15 protein-coding genes are annotated in these 16,031 nt (G+C 65.1%); 10 read left to right on the top strand and 5 right to left on the bottom strand.

What is annotated here, in order from left to right; all coding sequences use genetic code 11:
• From PSV33_RS10475 to PSV33_RS10455, 5 genes are all read left to right on the top strand, one after another.
• Nucleotides 1-1,507 (top strand): acyl-CoA dehydrogenase family protein (locus tag PSV33_RS10475; protein WP_300561372.1); only part of this gene is annotated, 1,507 nt, incomplete at its 5' end.
• A gap of 24 nt (nucleotides 1,508-1,531) precedes the next feature.
• Nucleotides 1,532-2,482: a glutathione S-transferase family protein gene (locus tag PSV33_RS10470; protein WP_300561370.1), complete on the top strand. Its 951-nt coding sequence runs from the start codon at nucleotides 1,532-1,534 to the stop codon at nucleotides 2,480-2,482.
• 33 nt (nucleotides 2,483-2,515) lie between these two features.
• A complete protein-coding gene (locus tag PSV33_RS10465) occupies nucleotides 2,516-3,421 on the top strand; it encodes an SDR family oxidoreductase (RefSeq protein WP_300561368.1) in 906 nt (301 codons plus the stop codon).
• 13 nt (nucleotides 3,422-3,434) lie between these two features.
• Entirely contained in the window at nucleotides 3,435-4,352 is a 918-nt protein-coding gene (locus tag PSV33_RS10460; RefSeq protein WP_300561365.1) for an AraC family transcriptional regulator, read from the top strand.
• Entirely contained in the window at nucleotides 4,331-4,690 is a 360-nt protein-coding gene (locus PSV33_RS10455) for a VOC family protein (protein WP_300561362.1), read from the top strand. Before PSV33_RS10460 ends, PSV33_RS10455 begins: the two co-directional genes overlap by 22 nt.
• Nucleotides 4,691-4,720: 30 nt before the next feature.
• Here the strand turns inward: PSV33_RS10455 and PSV33_RS10450 are convergent, their stop codons facing one another.
• Complete coding sequence (locus PSV33_RS10450; RefSeq protein WP_300561359.1) at nucleotides 4,721-5,035, bottom strand: DUF2917 domain-containing protein; 315 nt, start codon at nucleotides 5,033-5,035, stop codon at nucleotides 4,721-4,723.
• A gap of 90 nt (nucleotides 5,036-5,125) precedes the next feature.
• Here PSV33_RS10450 and PSV33_RS10445 point away from each other — a divergent pair, with 90 nt between their 5' ends.
• Nucleotides 5,126-6,094, top strand: coding sequence for a LysR substrate-binding domain-containing protein (locus PSV33_RS10445; protein WP_300561357.1), 969 nt, complete (start codon nucleotides 5,126-5,128; stop codon nucleotides 6,092-6,094).
• Between the two features lie 61 nt (nucleotides 6,095-6,155).
• Here the strand turns inward: PSV33_RS10445 and PSV33_RS10440 are convergent, their stop codons facing one another.
• The 3 genes from PSV33_RS10440 to PSV33_RS10430 all read right to left on the bottom strand — a co-directional run bounded on the left by PSV33_RS10440 (nucleotide 6,156) and on the right by PSV33_RS10430 (nucleotide 9,506).
• A complete protein-coding gene (locus PSV33_RS10440; RefSeq protein WP_300561355.1) occupies nucleotides 6,156-6,848 on the bottom strand; it encodes a DUF1223 domain-containing protein in 693 nt (230 codons plus the stop codon).
• A 163-nt stretch (nucleotides 6,849-7,011) separates the two neighbouring features.
• Nucleotides 7,012-7,530 carry a hypothetical protein gene (locus PSV33_RS10435; protein ID WP_300561352.1) on the bottom strand — a complete coding sequence of 173 codons (519 nt, stop codon included), beginning with the start codon at nucleotides 7,528-7,530 and terminating at the stop codon, nucleotides 7,012-7,014.
• Nucleotides 7,531-7,625: 95 nt separating this feature from the next.
• Entirely contained in the window at nucleotides 7,626-9,506 is a 1,881-nt protein-coding gene (locus PSV33_RS10430) for a monovalent cation:proton antiporter-2 (CPA2) family protein (RefSeq protein ID WP_300561349.1), read from the bottom strand.
• Between the two features lie 133 nt (nucleotides 9,507-9,639).
• On the opposite strand from PSV33_RS10430, the gene PSV33_RS10425 reads away from it, so the two are divergent.
• Together PSV33_RS10425 and PSV33_RS10420 are read left to right on the top strand one after the other, a co-directional pair.
• Nucleotides 9,640-12,015: a Tex family protein gene (locus PSV33_RS10425; RefSeq protein ID WP_300561346.1), complete on the top strand. Its 2,376-nt coding sequence runs from the start codon at nucleotides 9,640-9,642 to the stop codon at nucleotides 12,013-12,015.
• Nucleotides 12,016-12,126: 111 nt separating this feature from the next.
• Nucleotides 12,127-13,254, top strand: coding sequence for a patatin-like phospholipase family protein (locus tag PSV33_RS10420; protein ID WP_300561343.1), 1,128 nt, complete (start codon nucleotides 12,127-12,129; stop codon nucleotides 13,252-13,254).
• 207 nt (nucleotides 13,255-13,461) lie between these two features.
• On the opposite strand, the gene PSV33_RS10415 is transcribed toward PSV33_RS10420, so the two are convergent.
• Nucleotides 13,462-14,598 (bottom strand): iron-containing alcohol dehydrogenase, encoded by a 1,137-nt coding sequence (locus PSV33_RS10415; protein WP_300561340.1) that lies wholly within the window; start codon nucleotides 14,596-14,598, stop codon nucleotides 13,462-13,464.
• Between the two features lie 137 nt (nucleotides 14,599-14,735).
• Between PSV33_RS10415 and PSV33_RS10410 the strand changes: the two genes are divergently transcribed.
• Both PSV33_RS10410 and PSV33_RS10405 read left to right on the top strand, forming a co-directional pair.
• A complete protein-coding gene (locus PSV33_RS10410; protein ID WP_300561337.1) occupies nucleotides 14,736-15,692 on the top strand; it encodes an alpha/beta hydrolase in 957 nt (318 codons plus the stop codon).
• Nucleotides 15,693-15,701: 9 nt separating this feature from the next.
• The coding region (locus PSV33_RS10405; RefSeq protein ID WP_300561334.1) for a thioesterase family protein at nucleotides 15,702-16,031 on the top strand (330 nt) is incomplete at its 3' end.

The following is a 16,031-nucleotide window of genomic DNA, read 5'->3' as shown; positions in this document are numbered from 1 at the left end:
CTTCGGCCGGCGGGTGGACCAGGTGGAGTTTCACCCGAGTTATCACGTGCTCATGAACGCCGCAACCAGGGCCGGCCTGCATGGCACGCCCTGGAACGGATCTGTGGCCCCCACGCTTGTCGCTTCGCGTACTACGCTGCCCCCCGAGGGGGCTGCTTCGGCTTGGGACGGCCCGGCGCCGAAGCCAGGCGCATCGCCGCACGTACTGAGAGCCGCCGGCTTCATGCTGTTCACCGAGCTGGAACCCTCCATCCTCTGCCCGATCTCCATGACCTACGCGGTCACGCCGGCGCTGCGCAGCAACGCCGCCATCCATGCCGACTGGGCGCCCCGGCTCACCAGCCGGGCTTACGACCCGGCACTCAAGTTGTTCTCGGAAAAGGCCGGTGTGACCATGGGCATGGGCATGACCGAAAAGCAGGGCGGCTCGGACGTGCGCGCCAACACGACACAGGCCGTGCCCGACGGCAGCGACGCCTGGGGCCAGCGCTTTCGACTGACGGGCCACAAGTGGTTTTTTTCGGCACCCATGTGTGACGCCTTCCTGGTGCTGGCGCAGGCGCCCGCGGGCTTGAGCTGCTTTTTCATTCCGCGCGTGCTTCCTGACAAGAGCCTCAACACCATCCGCATCCAGCGTCTGAAAGACAAACTCGGCAACAAGGCCAATGCGAGCTCCGAGGTCGAGTTCGACAGCGCCACCGTCTGGCTGGTCGGGGAGGAAGGCCGCGGTGTGCCGCAAATCCTCGAGATGGGCACCATGACGCGGCTGGACTGCGCACTCGGCACCAGCGGCCTGATGCGTCAGGCGCTGAGCATTGCGCTGAACCATTGCGCGCAGCGCGAGGCCTTCGGCCGGCCGCTGATCGACCAGCCGCTGATGCGCAACGTGCTGGCCGACCTGGCCCTCGAATCCGAAGCGGCCACGGCGCTGTCCATCCGGCTGGCGCGGGCCTTCGACCACAGCGCCGACCCGCACGAGCAGGCCATGGCGCGCCTGCTCACGCCGGTTGCCAAGTTCTGGATCTGCAAACGCGGCAGCCATTTTGCGCAGGAAGCCATGGAATGCCTGGGCGGCAACGGTTATGTGGAAGAGGGCGGCGAAGGCATCATGGCCCGCATCTACCGTGAGATGCCGCTCAATTCGATCTGGGAAGGTGCCGGCAACATCATGGCGCTGGACCTGCTGCGCGCTCTGCGCAAGGCCGATGCCGCCGCAGCGCTGGCGCAGGAACTGGCACCCGCCCAAGGCGCACACCCGGCGCTGGACCGGCTGGCCGCAGCCTTGCCGACCCGCGTCGAGGAGATGGCCACCGAAATGGAAGCCCGGCGGCTGGCGCAGGACGTGGCGCTGGCCGTGCAGGCAGCGCTGCTGTACCAGAGCGCGCCCGCGGCCGTGTTCGAGGCCTTCTGCGATTCACGGCTGGGCGGCGACTGGGGCCAGGCTTTCGGCACCCTGGGCGCCGATGTGGACTTCGACGCCCTGATCACCCGCGCCATGCCGCGCTAAGCAAGCACCAAAAGGAAACCCACCATGGCCGACCTGATTCTTCACCACTACCCGAACTCGCCCTTCTCGGAAAAAATCCGGCTGATCATGGGCTACAAACAACTCGCCTGGAAGTCGGTGGTCATTCCGGCCCTGATGCCCAAACCCGACGTGGTGGCGTTGACCGGCGGCTACCGCAAGACCCCGTTCATGCAGGTGGGCGCCGACATTTTTTGCGACAGTGCACTGATCGCCGACGTGCTCGAACACCTGCAACCCAACCCGTCCATCTACCCCGAACCGGGCAAAGGCCTGGCGCGCACGCTGGCGCAGTGGGCCGACAGCACCCTGTTCTGGGCCGCCATGGCGCACAACCTCGGCCCCAAAGGCGCTGCCCACATGTTTGACGGTGCGCCGCCTGAAGCGGCCCGCGCGTTTGGCGACGACCGCAAGGCCATGAGCGCCGGCATGGTGCGCCTGCGGCCGGCGGACGCCGCAGCCGCCTACAAGTCTTACCTGCGGCGCCTGTCGGACATGCTTGACGAACAGCCTTTTCTGCTCGGCCAGGTGCCCTGCATCGCCGACTTCGCCGCCTACCACCCGCTGTGGTTCACCCGGGTGCGCACGCCCGTGGTAGCCGACATCCTCCAGCTCACACCGGCTGTACTCGACTGGATGGACCGCATGGCCGCCATCGGGCAGGGCAGCATGGAAAAATTCGATGCAGCCCAAGCCATCGCCGCAGCGGCTGGCGCCGAACCCATGGTAGTGGGCCACGGCCTGCTGCGCGACAGCACCTTCCAGGACGAACACGGCATCCCGCTTGGCAGCCGCGTCAGCATCACCGCGGAGAGTTTCGGCCCGGAACCCACCGAAGGCGAACTGATCGCCGCGACCCGCACGCACTACACGCTGAGCCGCAGCGACGAACGCGCCGGCATGCTGCATGTGCACTTCCCGCGCATCGGTTACGCCCTCAAGAAAGTGGAAGCCTGAGGCTTTCGCCCCCCCGACAACCAAGGACACCCCATGATCTCGGAATTCAAAGGCAAAACCGCCGTTCTCACCGGTGCAGGCTCGGGCTTTGGCCTTGAGTGCGCGCGTATAGGCGCCCGGCTCGGCATGAATCTGGTGCTGGCCGATGTGCAGCAGGACGCGCTGGACAAGGCCGCAGCTGAAATGACGGCCGCCGGCGCGCAGGTGCTGGCTTTCCGCCTCGACGTGTCCAAAGCCGCCGAGGTCGAAGCGCTGGGGGCCGCCGTGCTGGCACGTTTCGGTGCGCCGCATTTTGTTTTCAACAACGCCGGCGTCGGGGCAGGGGGACTGATCTGGGAAAACACGCTGAAAGACTGGGAATGGGTCATCGGCGTCAACCTCATGGGCGTGGCACATGGCGTGCGCGTCTTCACGCCCATGATGCTGGAAGCCGCCAGGAAAGACCCGGCCTGGCAGGGCCACATCGTCAATACGGCTAGCATGGCCGGCCTGCTGAACGCGCCCAACATGGGCATTTACAACGTCAGCAAACATGCAGTCGTGGCGATGAGCGAAACCCTGTACCAGGACCTCGCGCTGGTCACCGACCAGATCAGTGCCTCGGTGCTGTGCCCTTTCTTTGTGCCCACCGGCATCAGCCAGAGCCAGCGCAACCGGCCCGATGAGCTGCCGGCCGCCAAACCGACCAAAAGCCAGCTGATCGGCCAGGCCATGAGCGACAAGGCCGTGGGTTCCGGCAAGGTCACTGCGGCCGAGGTCGCGCAAAAAGTGTTCGATGCGATCGCGGCCAACCAGTTCTACATCTACAGCCACCCCAAGGCCATCGGCTCGGTGCAGACGCGGCTGGAAGACATCTTGCAGGCACGCAACCCGACGAATCCTTTTGCGCACAAGCCCGAGATCGGCGTCGAACTGAAGAAGGCCTTGCGCGAGGCCTGAAGCAGAGGCGTTCATGCTGACCGCCACCGAACTGCAGTCCGGCCCGATCGAGGTTGTGGACTACCGCTGCAGCACCGGACCCGATGCCAGGCCTTTCACCGAGCTGCACCAGGGTTATTCGGTCTCCTATGTGCGCAAGGGCAGCTTCGGCTATCGGGTGCGCGGCGAGTGTTATGAACTGGTCGCCGGCTCGGTGCTGGTGGGGCACCCTGGCGACGAGTTCATGTGCACACACGACAACCATGTCTGCGGCGACGAATGCCTGGCTTTTCACCTCTCGCCGGGTTTTGTCGATCTTCTTGGCGGCGACGCCAGCACCTGGCGCACCGGCGGCCTGCCGCCTTTGCCCGAACTCATGGTGCTGGGCGAGCTGGCACAGGCAGCAGCCGAAAGCCGGAGTGATGTCGGCCTGAACGAAGCCGGCCTGTGGTTTGCCTCCCGTTTTGTTGACGTGGTGTCGGGCCGCAGGCGGACGCCGCAGCGCGCAGGCGCGCGTGATCGCCAGCGCGCTGTCGACGCGGCAATGTGGATCCACGCCCATTCGCACGACGACATCGCCCTGGACCACGCAGCCAGCCAGGCGGGACTGAGCCCGTTTCACTTCCTGCGGCTGTTCTCGAGGGTGCTTGGTGTCTCGCCTCACCAGTACCTGGTGCGCTGCCGGCTGCGCCATGCGGCGCGGCTGTTGGCCGATGGCGACCAGTTCGTCACCGATGTGGCGCTGGACGTCGGGTTTGCCGACCTCAGCAATTTTGTACGCACCTTCCACCGCGCGGCCGGCCTCTCGCCGCGTGCCTTCCGCCAGGTCGCAAAAAAAGGCCTGAAAGGAGAGCGCAAGATTCTCCAAGACCGCATGGCTGCACTGCTCGATGATGGACACCTGATCCACTCATCCAGCAGGAAAGCACCATGTACGACCACCTCGGCATAAAAGTCAGCAACCTCGCCGCCAGCATCCGTTTTTACGAAACCGCCCTCGCGCCGCTGGGCCATGTGCTGGGCTCCCACGACGACAGCTACGCCGGCATCGGCCCGGCCGACGCACCGGCCTTGTGGCTGTATGCGTCCCAAGACGCCAAGGGCCCCGGCACCCACATCGCGTTCCGGGCAGCCAGCCACAAGGCGGTGGATGCTTTTTACAAGGCTGGCCTGAAAGCAGGCGCCAGCGACAACGGCGGACCCGGCCCGCGCCCGGACTACAGCCCGACCTACTACGCGGCCTTCCTGATCGACCCCGACGGCAACAATGTCGAAGCCGTCTGCCCCTGAGCAACCGTCTGCGGGGAGGGGCGCCGCCCCTCAGGCGGGCTGAAGCGCAAACGTCACCTGGACGGCGGGCGCCGCCTGCGCACGATGGGCGGGACGCGCGGTGGCCACCGAAGGCTCCACGACCAGGCTGAGGGAAGACGGCTGCATCGCGTAGATCAGCGCACGGCGGTGTTCCGTGGTCAGGAAGCTGCCGCCCGCGTCCAGCACGATATCGCGCGGATCATCATCAAGCGTGAGCCACAGGCTGCCTTCATGGCAGAGGATCTGCACGCCGGCAGCGTCGGACACGGTGAACATCGCCTGGTGGGCAAGGTTCAGGTCCAGAGCGGGTGAATGGGTCGTCATGACAAGCCTCGCTTTCGTTTCACATTCGTGGAGGAAATGAATATACTGGCCGTCTCCATTGTGTTCAAACGGTGATTTGGAATCATTTGCATGCGCCCAGAGAATGTGAAAACCACCGCACCGCAAGCGGCCACCCCGGCCATCCGGCGCAATCAGCTGCCGCGCCTGGACCTGCTTTACAGCTTCGAGGCGGCCGCCCGCACACTGAGTTTCACGCGTGCAGCCGCAGAGCTGTTTCTCACGCAATCGGCCGTCAGCCGGCAGATCCAGCAGATCGAGGCCGACCTGGGCACAGTCCTGTTTGAGCGGCGGCACCGCGCCCTGGCGCTCACCGAGGCCGGGCGCCTGATGCAACGTGCCGTCTCCGACTGTCTGGAGCGGCTGCGTGATGCCACCGCCAGCGTGCGTGCCACCACAGCGATGCGGCAGGTCGCGATCACCACCACGCCGGGTTTTGCGTCGCTCTGGCTGATTCCGCGCCTGAGCCGCTTTACCGCCACGCACCCGGGGGTGGACGTGCGCATTTCCGCCACGCTGGAAGTACTGGACCTGGACCGCAGCGGCATTGACGTTTCGGTGCGCCTGAGCGCCCTCAGCCGCGCCGTGGGAAGTGTCCTGTTCGAGGAAACCGTCACACCTGTGTGTTCACCGCAGCTGCTGAAAAACCTCAGCCTGCCTTTGAAAAAACCCGCCGACCTGGCCGGCCACACCCTGTTGGCAACCGACATGCCGCAGGGACAGCCCCTGACGATGGACTGGGAGCCGTGGTTCCGCGTCATGGGCCTGCCGGACCTGCGCATGAAGAACACGCTGCGCTTTTCGCAGTACTCGGATGTGGTCGCGGCGGCCGTCGCAGGGCAGGGCGTGGCCATCGGTCGCCTGCCGCTGCTGGCGGAACTGTTGCGCGACGGCCGGCTGGTTGCGCCTTTCAGCGGGGCGGTCTCCCGTTTTGGCTATTTTGTGACCCTCGGGCCGCGCTCGGCGGCCAATCAGGACGCGCAGGATTTCGTTCGCTGGCTGATGGCGGAAGGCGAATCCGCAAAAATCGTGTGTGCCTGAGCTGTGCAGCGGCGTGTGACGCCAGCCCTGGTTATGCCTTTCCCCTCCGCGCGCGGCGGGGTCATCCCGGCGGGCACTGCAGGCTCAGGGCCTGCAGGGTTTTGCCGCTTCGCGGCTCGAACACCACGAGGTTGACCTGACGCTCGTGGCCCGGGGTGGCGGCAATGCTGCGCAAGCCGAGCCTTTTCGGGCTGACGTCGCTCCCCCTGTATTCTCCGGCCGGGGTGTACTGGCGGACCACGAAGTCGTGTTTGAGGAACTCGCCGGCATTTTCTCCGGCCTTCACGCTGGAGTTGTGAGCATGTTCGGTCACCGTCCAGTAGGCCGCCCAGGTCTGTGCGGCAGGGGCCGCGCCGGAGGGGGTGACGGTGGCTTCGAACTGGTCGTCGGCCAGCCGCCGGATCATCAATTGGAGCTGTGCGGTTTCGCGCCCGGTCGTGACACGCGATGACGCGCCCTGCCACTGCGGCCAGTCGCGGCCGTCGAGCACCACCTGCGGGGTGTAGATGTTGCGCAGCCGGTTTCTCGCTGCCACATCGCGCTGGCGCTGGGTGTAGGCGGGCGTTGCAAAACGGTCTACCCAACCGATGTAGTCCCAGTAACCGACATGAAAGGCCTGCACCACCACCTCCTTGCCCTTGAAGCTGGAAGCCCACTGGTCGGCGGGCGGACAGGAACTGCAGCCCTCCGAGGTATACAACTCCAGTACCGGCGTGACCAGGGGCCCGGAGCTTGCCGTGCACTGGTTTTGCATGCCAAAAGTGGCTGTAGCCCCCGCCAACAGGGCGCAAGCAGCTATGAATTTAGGAGTTTTGATGACCACGGCGGCGTCCTTGTGCAACGGTGAAGTCCGTTGGTCGCCGGGTCGGGCGGGTTCTTACAGCGGCTTGCGCTGTGCCTGCGCTTGCGGCTGGCCGTCAGAGCCGCGTCGAACTGTCCGCGAGCAACACAGGCCGGCTCCCGCCATCGCGCTTTTCGAGCCGGTCTTCGAGCTCGCCGATATAGGCCGCCAGCGTGTTGCCGGACTGCTCGATCTTGCTCGACAAGGCCTCCTGGCTTTGGGCCAGTCGCTCAGCCAGAACCGTCGCCTGGGCCGCATCCCGCTGCTGGGTGCTCAGCGCCTGGGCTTCAAGGTACTGGCGCAGTTCGGTGAAACGCGAGCCTTCCGCCTTGTCGGCCAGCTCGCGCTGGGCTGTCAGCGCCCGGGTGGTCTGCCGCATTTCCAGCAGGTGGGTGCTCTGGATGTACAGCGTGGTCGCCAGAAACACCAGCAGCACCGCGGCCAGCAGCACCAGCATGACCAGGCCCAGCGGCACCTGCACGGTGGTGAAGCCCAGGCTCAGCACGGAGGGGCGGCTGAACTCGTCGAGGTTGAGCGCCGCAAAACCGGCCATCAGCACAATGGCAATGATCAACACAATGGTTCGGATACGCATGGTCGGGCTCCAGGAATTGAAGTCCTGATGATGGATGCCGCCGCCCGCCTTGTCTGTAGGAAAAAAGCCTGACCGTGCGAGCGCCGACGGTGCGATCAGCCGGGCCTGGCGCGGTCGCCGGCCACTTGCGGCCCCTCGGCTGCACCGGAACCGGTGGGCTCCAGGGCCTGGGCGGCCTGCTCGTTGAGCGCCTTCCCGGACTGTTTGGGCCGGGTCAGCGGCGCCGGTGTCCAGCGCCCGCCGTGCATCAGGTCGATGCCGCTGCTGATGTCGCCGCACAGTTGCAGCTGCAGTCGTTCGGCGTCGCGGCGGCGGATGTCTTCAGCGATCTCGGCCACATCGACTTCTTCCACGCCGAGTTTTCGCAGGGCTTCGCTGCTGAAGGCCAGGGCCGACTCCAGGGTTTCGCGCAGCTGGTAGTCCACGCCGAAGCGGATCAGCTCGATCGCGTGCTGGCGGTCGTAGGCGCGGGCCAGCACCGGGGTCAGGGGGAACTCATGCTTGGCCAGCTCCACGATGCGGCTGGTCGCCTCTTTTTTGTCCACGCAGACCAGGATGGCGCGTGCATGGTCAGCGCCGCTGGCGTGCAACACGTCCAGCCGGGTGCCGTCGCCGTAATACACCTTGAAACCGAACTGCGCCGCCGCGCGGATCATGTCGGTGTCGTTTTCGATGATGGCGATGTCGATGCCGCGCGCCAGCAGCGACTGGCTGGCGATCTGGCCGAAGCGGCCGAAACCGATGATCAGCACGCTGCCCTTGAGGCCCTGGGCCTTTTCCACACTCTCCACGCCGTCCATGTCCTGGCCCGGCTTGTCAGGCAGGAGCCAGCGAAGCGACAACACGGCCAGCGGCGTCAGCGCCATCGAGATGATGATGGCGGCCGTCAGCACGGCATTGACACTGGCTTCCACGATGCCGGCCGCAGCGGCGGCCGAATACAGCACAAAGGCAAATTCGCCGCCCTGGGCCATCATGGCGGTGCGCTGCAGCGCATCGCCATGATTTGACTTGGTGAGGCGGGCCACGGTGTAGATGCCCAGGCCCTTGAACGCCATGTAGGCCAGCACGCCGCCGAGAATCAGCGGCCAGTCCGCCAGCACCAGCGTGAGGTCCAGCGACATGCCTACGCCCATGAAAAACAGGCCCAGCAAAATGCCGCGGAAGGGCTCAATGTCGGCTTCCAGCTGATGCCGGAACGTCGACTCCGACAACATCACCCCGGCAGCAAACGCGCCCAAGGCCATCGACAGCCCGCCCCACTGCATGGCCAGCGCAGCGCCCAGCACCACCAGCAGGGCGGCGGCCGTCATCACCTCGCGGGCCTTGGCCTTGGCCAGCACGCGAAACAGCGGGTTGAGCAGCCAGCGGCTCACCGCCACCAGGCCCATGATGGCCGCCAGCGCCACCCCGATGCTGACCCAGCGCGATACACCCGAGCCATCGGTCGCATCCGGCGCCAGGAAAGCCACAATTGCCAGCAAGGGCACGATGGCAAGGTCTTCCAGCAGCAGGATGGACACCATGCGCTGGCCGCGCGGGGTGGAGGTGTCGCCGCGTTCCTCAAGCAACTGCATCACGATGGCGGTAGACGACAGCACAAAACCCATGGCCGCGATGAAAGCCACCACGGGTTTGAGCCCGGCGCCCATGCCCAGGGCCGTGAGCAGGGCACCGCAGACCACCACCTGCGCCAGCCCCAGGCCGAAGATCTGGCGCCGCAGCGTCCAGAGCCGGGTCGGCTGCATCTCCAGCCCGATGACGAACAGGAACATCACCACACCCAGTTCCGCCAGGTGAAGGATGGTGCCGGCCTCGCTGAACAAGCCCAGGCCAAACGGGCCGATGGCCAGACCGGCCGCCAGATAACCGAGTACCGAGCCCAGACCCAGCCGTTTGAACAGCGGCACAGCCAGCACGCCCGCGGCCAGCAACACCACCACCTTGACGAGCTCGCTGCCTTGTTCGACTGCCATGAGATTCCTGCGTGCCGGGTTGATGAAAGGGGAGTCAGGATGGTAGCGGACTTTGCGGTGGCAGGGCGACCCCGGCGGTGTGGCACACTCGCCCACTTTGCCGCCCATTCCAGCAGCGCCATTTCAGACATCCATGCAAAAAATCATTCGCCAGATCGCCGCAGAAATCAAGGTCCAGGAACACCAGGTCAAGACCGCCGTGGAGCTGCTTGACGGCGGCGCCACCGTGCCGTTCATCGCGCGTTACCGCAAGGAAGTCACCGGTGGGCTCGACGACATCCAGCTGCGCGAGCTCGAATTTCGCCTCGGCTACCTGCGCGAGCTCGAAGAGCGCCGCGAAGCCGTGCTCAAAAGTATTGATGAACAAGGCAAGCTGACGCCCGAGCTGGCGGCCGCTATTGCCGCCGCGCCGACCAAGCAGGAGCTCGAAGACCTTTATTTGCCCTTCAAGCAGAAACGCCGCACCAAGGGCCAGATGGCGCGCGAAGCCGGCATTGAGCCACTGGCCGACAAACTGTTTGCCGATCCGACGCTGGTGCCGGCGGACGAGGCGGTGGCCTTTGTCAAAGCCGAAAAAATGGAAAGCGGCGACGACTTCACCTCGGTGCAGGCGGTGCTCGACGGCGTGCGCGACATCCTGAGCGAACGCTGGGCCGAAGACGCGGGCCTGCTGCAGATGCTGCGCCAGTGGCTGTGGAGCGAAGGGCTGCTGTCATCGAAGCTGGTGACCGGCAAGGATGAGAACAACATCGACAACAGCAAGTTCCGCGACTACTTCGACTACGACGAACCGATTGGCCGCGTGCCTTCGCACCGCGCACTGGCGGTGTTCCGCGGCCGCGGGCTGGAAATTCTGGACGCCAAGCTGCTGCTGCCCGAGATGCCCGAGCCCGGCAAACCCAGCATCGCCGAAGGCAAAATCGCCGTCCACCTGGGCTGGAGCCACAAGGGCAGGGCGGCCGACGATCTGCTGCGCAAATGTGTGGGCTGGACCTGGAAGGTCAAACTGAGCCTGTCGATAGAGCGCGACCTGTTCAGCCGCCTGCGTGAAGAGGCCGAAAAAGTCGCGATCAAGGTGTTTGCCGACAACCTGCGCGACCTGCTTCTGGCCGCGCCGGCCGGCCCGCGTGTGGTGATGGGCCTGGACCCGGGCATACGTACCGGGGTCAAGATCGCGGTGGTGGATGCCACCGGCAAGCTGGTCGAAACCTCCACCGTGTACCCGCATGAGCCGCGCAAGGACTGGGAAGGCTCGCTGCACACCCTGGCCAAGCTGTGCGAGAAACACGGCGTCAACCTGATCGCCATCGGCAACGGCACGGCCAGCCGCGAAACCGACAAACTCGCGGCCGATTTGATCAAGGGTTTGGCCAAGGTAGAGCAAGTCATTGAAAAAGTCGTGGTCAGCGAAGCCGGCGCCTCGGTCTATTCGGCCAGCGAATTTGCCAGCCAGGAGATGCCCGACGTGGACGTCAGCCTGCGCGGCGCCGCGAGTATTGCGCGCCGCCTGCAGGACCCGCTGGCTGAACTGGTCAAGATTGACCCCAAGTCCATCGGCGTCGGCCAGTACCAGCACGACGTGAACCAGAGCGACCTGATGCGCAGCCTGGACACCGTGGTCGAGGATTGCGTCAACAGTGTGGGCGTGGACCTGAACACCGCGAGTGTGCCGCTGCTGGCAAGGGTCTCCGGCCTGAGCAACACCGTGGCCAAGGCCGTGGTGCGCTGGCGCGACGCCAACGGCGCGTTTGCCAGCCGGGCCGATTTGTTGAAAGTCAGCGGCCTGGGCGCCAAGACCTTTGAACAAAGCGCTGGCTTTCTGCGCCTGCGCAGCCAGGCCGAAGGCAGCAACCCGCTGGACATGACGGGTGTGCACCCCGAGACTTACCCGGTGGTGGAAAAAATCATGGCGCACACCGGCAAGCCGGTGGCCGAGTTGATGGGCCGCGCCGACATGCTCAAGACGCTGAAACCCGAGCTGTTTGCCAACGAGCAGTTCGGCGTGATCACGGTGAAAGACATCCTCGCCGAGCTCGAAAAACCCGGCCGCGATCCGCGCCCCGACTTCAAGGTCGCGCGTTTCAACGACGGCGTGGAAGACATCAAGGATTTGAAGGAAGGCATGACGCTCGAAGGCACGGTCAGCAACGTCGCCGCTTTCGGCGCCTTCATCGACATTGGCGTGCACCAGGACGGCCTGGTTCATGTGAGCCAGCTCTCCAACAAGTTCGTCACCGATGCGCGTGAGGTGGTCAAGACCGGCGACATCGTGAAAGTGCGCGTGACCGAGGTGGACGTGGCGCGCAAACGCATTGCCCTGACCATGAAGCTGGATGCTGCCCCGGCGCGCCGCGATGGTCCACGCGAGAACCGTTTTGAAGGCGCGCGGCCGGGGACGGCGCAGAACCGCAGCGGCAGTTATGGGGGAGGGCAGAACCGGGCGCCCCAACCGGCGGCATCGACCGCGATGGAATCCGCCTTCAGCAAGCTGACTGCCCTGAAAAAATAGCGTCTGTCCCGGAGAAGGCTGCAGTGCGTGGTTTTTTGATGTCAAATCGGCATCTGGCCCAATCAGCACGGGCGCAAGCAGCTCCTGAAACCATAGCAGGCAAAACCTTTCATGCAAGCCCTACGCCTTTACGCCGGCCCCCAGGCCCGACGCCACATCGAACAACACGGCCTGCAGCCGCAGGACGTGCGCGTGGTGCCAGGCGCGGCGGGCGGGCCCAAGGGCCTGGTGCTGGGGCCGCTGGACCGCTTCATTTTTGGCGAATGGCTGGCATCTTCAAATCAGCCAGTCCATCTGGTTGGCGCGTCGATAGGCGCCTGGCGCATGGCGACCGCCTGCCTGGACGAGCCGGTGGCGGCCTTCCAGCGGCTGGAAGACGACTACATCCGGCAGCATTTCGATTGGCAGCCCGGCCAGAAACGACCCAGCGCGCAACACGTCAGCGAGCAGTTCGGCCAGAGCCTGCAGGACTTTTACGGCGGCCGCGTGCAGCAGGTGCTGCAGCACCCGCGTTACCGCCTGCACATCGTCACCTCGCGCGGACGCCACCTGCTGGGGCGAGAACACGGCCTGCGCACGCCGCTGGGCTACCTGGGCGCTTTCCTGACCAACACCGTGCGCCGCAAGGCCATGGGTGCCTGGCTGGAGCGCGTGATTTTTTCCAGCCAGGGTGCGCCCTTGCCCTTTGGCACCAGCGACTACCGCACGCGCCAGCTGGCACTGACCGAGGCCAACTTCAACCCGGCGCTGCAGGCCAGCTGCTCCATCCCCTTCATGCTGCAGGCCGTGCACAACATTCCCGGCGCGCCCCCCGGCGCTTACTGGGACGGCGGCATCACCGACTACCACCTGCACCTCAACTATGCTTCTGATTTCATAGCTGCTCACGCAGTCGGGACGGGGGCTGAAGGCCAAAATGGCTCACAAAATCCGGGGCTGGTGCTGTACCCGCACTTCCAGAAAGCCGTGGTGCCCGGCTGGCTCGACAAGGGCCTGAAGTGGCGCCACGGCGCGACCCATTTCCTCGACAACATGCTGCTGCTGGCGCCCGACCCGGCGTGGGTGAAGACGCTGCCAAACCAGAAGCTGCCCGACCGCAACGATTTCCTGCGCTACGGCGCCGACCTGCCCGGACGCATCAAGGCCTGGAGCACGGCGGTCACAGCCAGCGCGCAACTGGTCGATGAACTGCAGGAGTGGTTGCTGCGGCCGGATATGGGGCGGGTTGAGGCGATTTGAGGCGGCGACGGCGGGGACCCTAAGGTACTGGACGGATCGCCGGCATCGTCTGCATGCTCTGTTTTTGATAGCTGCATGCGCATGCGGAGCAAGGGCTGAAGGCCAAGCAGAAAGTTGGCATCGGAAACTTCTTGATCGAGCAGTGACTGCATGGACGCATGTTAGGGACTTGGTGGGGAAGTCACTGCGGACAAATTAATGTGCTCTTCAAAGCGAATCCACCAACATCTGTTCATACTCCGCCGCCGTCGCAATCCGCGGATTCGTCTTGTGGCAGTGGTCGGCCATCGCGCCCTTGATGATGTCGGGGAACTGTTCACGCGTCACACCCATGGCGGCCAAGCCGGTGGGCAGGCCGAGGCGGGCGTTCATGTCGCGCACGGCGTCGGCGACGTCGCTGCCGGGCGGCAAGCCCATGGCGTGGGCCATGCGTTCCAGGCGTTTTTCTTTCTGAATCGATTCGGCGCCGGCGTTGAAGCGGATCACGGCCGGCAAAAACATCGCGTTGAGTGAGCCGTGGTGCAGGCGCGGGTCCACGCCGCCCAGGCTGTGACTCAGGCTGTGCACGCAACCGAGGCCTTTCTGGAAGGCCATCGCGCCCTGCATGGACGCACTCATCATGTTGAGCCTGGCTTCGCGGTCGCTGCCGTCCTTGGTGGCGCGTTCGATATTCGCCCAGCCGCGCTGCAGGCCGTCGAGTGCAATGCCGTCGGCCGGCGGGTTGAAGGCCGGCGCCATGAAGGTTTCCATGCAGTGCGCAATCGCGTCCATGCCGGTCGCGGCGGTCAGTTTGGCGGGCAGGCCCAGGGTCAGCTCGGGGTCGCAGATCGCGGTTTTGGGCACGATGTGCCAGGAGTGAAAGCCCAGCTTGCGGTGGTCGTCCACGATGATGATGGCACCGCGCGCGACTTCGCTGCCGGTGCCGCTGGTGGTGGGCACGGCGATCAGCGGCGCGACACGGTCGGTGATCTTCAGCGAACCGCCCTCGATGGTGGCGTAGGTGGTCAGCGGGCCTTCGTGGGTGGCGGCAATCGCCACGCCCTTGGCACAGTCGATGGCCGAGCCGCCACCAACGGCGATCAGGCCATCGCAGTTGTTCGCCTTGTACATGGCGGCGGCGGCACGCACCGCGGCTTCGGTCGGGTTGGACGGTGTTTCGTCGAACACGGTGACAGCCAGGCCGGGCAGGGCGTCGAGCGCCTTCTGCAACACACCGGCGGCCTTGACGCCGGCGTCGGTGACGATCAGCGGGCGGCGGATGCCGACACGTTCACACTCCTGCTTGAGCAGCTTGACCGCGCCGTACTCGAACTGGATCTGGGTGACGTAATAGATGAAAGCCATGGTGTGTTGTCTCTTTGTATGAGCGTTGTACGATCTGGAGACTCTACTTTAATGGCTGGAGGCGCCTTGAGAACCCGTCCAACCCGGAGATCCGTCACGTGGGTGATAGCCCTGCCGCCTCCCGACTTCCTGAATTGATGACACATTCCGCTGTTCCCAAAGACCCCTTGACCCCGGCGATGCGCGACGTGCTGGTACGCATGGCACGCGCGGAGCGGCCGCCGCTGCACACGCTCAGCCCGCAGCAGGCGCGCGCCGCCTACGAGGCCGGCGCGGGAGTGCTGGAAATCCCGCCGGCGCCACTGGCACGCGTGGAAGACTTCAGCATTCCGGCGCGCGATGGTTCTGCGCTGCCGCTGCGCCTCTACGCACCGTCGCACGCCAGGCTGCCGGTGCTGATGTATTTTCATGGCGGCGGTTTCACCATCGGCAGCGTGGCCTCGCACGACATCCTGTGCCGCCAGCTTTGCCACCTGGCCGGTTGCGCGGTGATCTCGGTGGACTACCGGCTCGCACCTGAACACAAATTTCCGACCGCCGCCAACGACGCCTGGGATGCGCTGGCCTGGCTGTCATTTCATGCTGATGACAAGGGCCTGGACGGCACCCGGCTTGCAGTCGGTGGCGACAGCGCCGGCGGCACACTCGCCGCGGCCTGCGCCATCCATGCGCGCGACATGGCCATGCCGCTGGAGCTGCAACTGCTGATTTACCCCGGCTGCGCGCCGCAGCAGGACAGCGCCTCGCACCGGCGTTTTGCCGAAGGCTTTGTACTGGAAGCGTCACACATCGACTATTTCTTTGGCCAGTATTTGCGCAGCCCGGCTGACCGGCACGACTGGCGTTTTGCGCCCCTGACCGCGCCCGACGTGGACGGCGTGGCGCCGGCCTGGGTAGGCCTGGCCGAGTGCGACCCGCTGGTGGACGAAGGCTTGGCCTATGCCGATAAACTGCGCATGGCCGGCGTCACGGTGGACCTGGAGATTTACCGCGGCGTGACGCATGAGTTCATCAAGATGGGCCGCATCATTGTCGAAGCCCGGCAGGCCCATGCCCATGCGGCGCACGCGCTCCGCCATGCATTTTTCAAGTAGGTAAGAGACATGAAACGACAGGACTTCCGATTTTTTCACCGCCTGCGTGTGCGCTGGGCCGAAGTGGACATGCAGAAAATTGTCTTCAACGCGCACTACCTGATGTACTTCGACACGGCAGTCACCGACTACTGGCGCGCGCTCGCCCTGCCGTATGAACAGGCCATGCACCTGCTGGGCGGCGAGCTGTATGTGAAGAAAGCCACGGTCGAATTCCATGCGTCAGCGCGTTGTGACGACCAACTGGACGTCGCCATGAAGTGCTCGCGCATAGGCACCTCGTCCATGGTGTTCACCGGCGCCATTTTCCGCGGCGAGCAGTTGCTGATCACCAGCGAG

The sequence above is a fragment of the Polaromonas sp. genome (genome assembly GCF_029945895.1).
Taxonomy (GTDB): domain Bacteria; phylum Pseudomonadota; class Gammaproteobacteria; order Burkholderiales; family Burkholderiaceae_C; genus Polaromonas.
The sequence above is the reverse complement of the archived record's forward strand: the minus strand, read 5'-3'. Positions and strand labels throughout refer to the sequence as shown.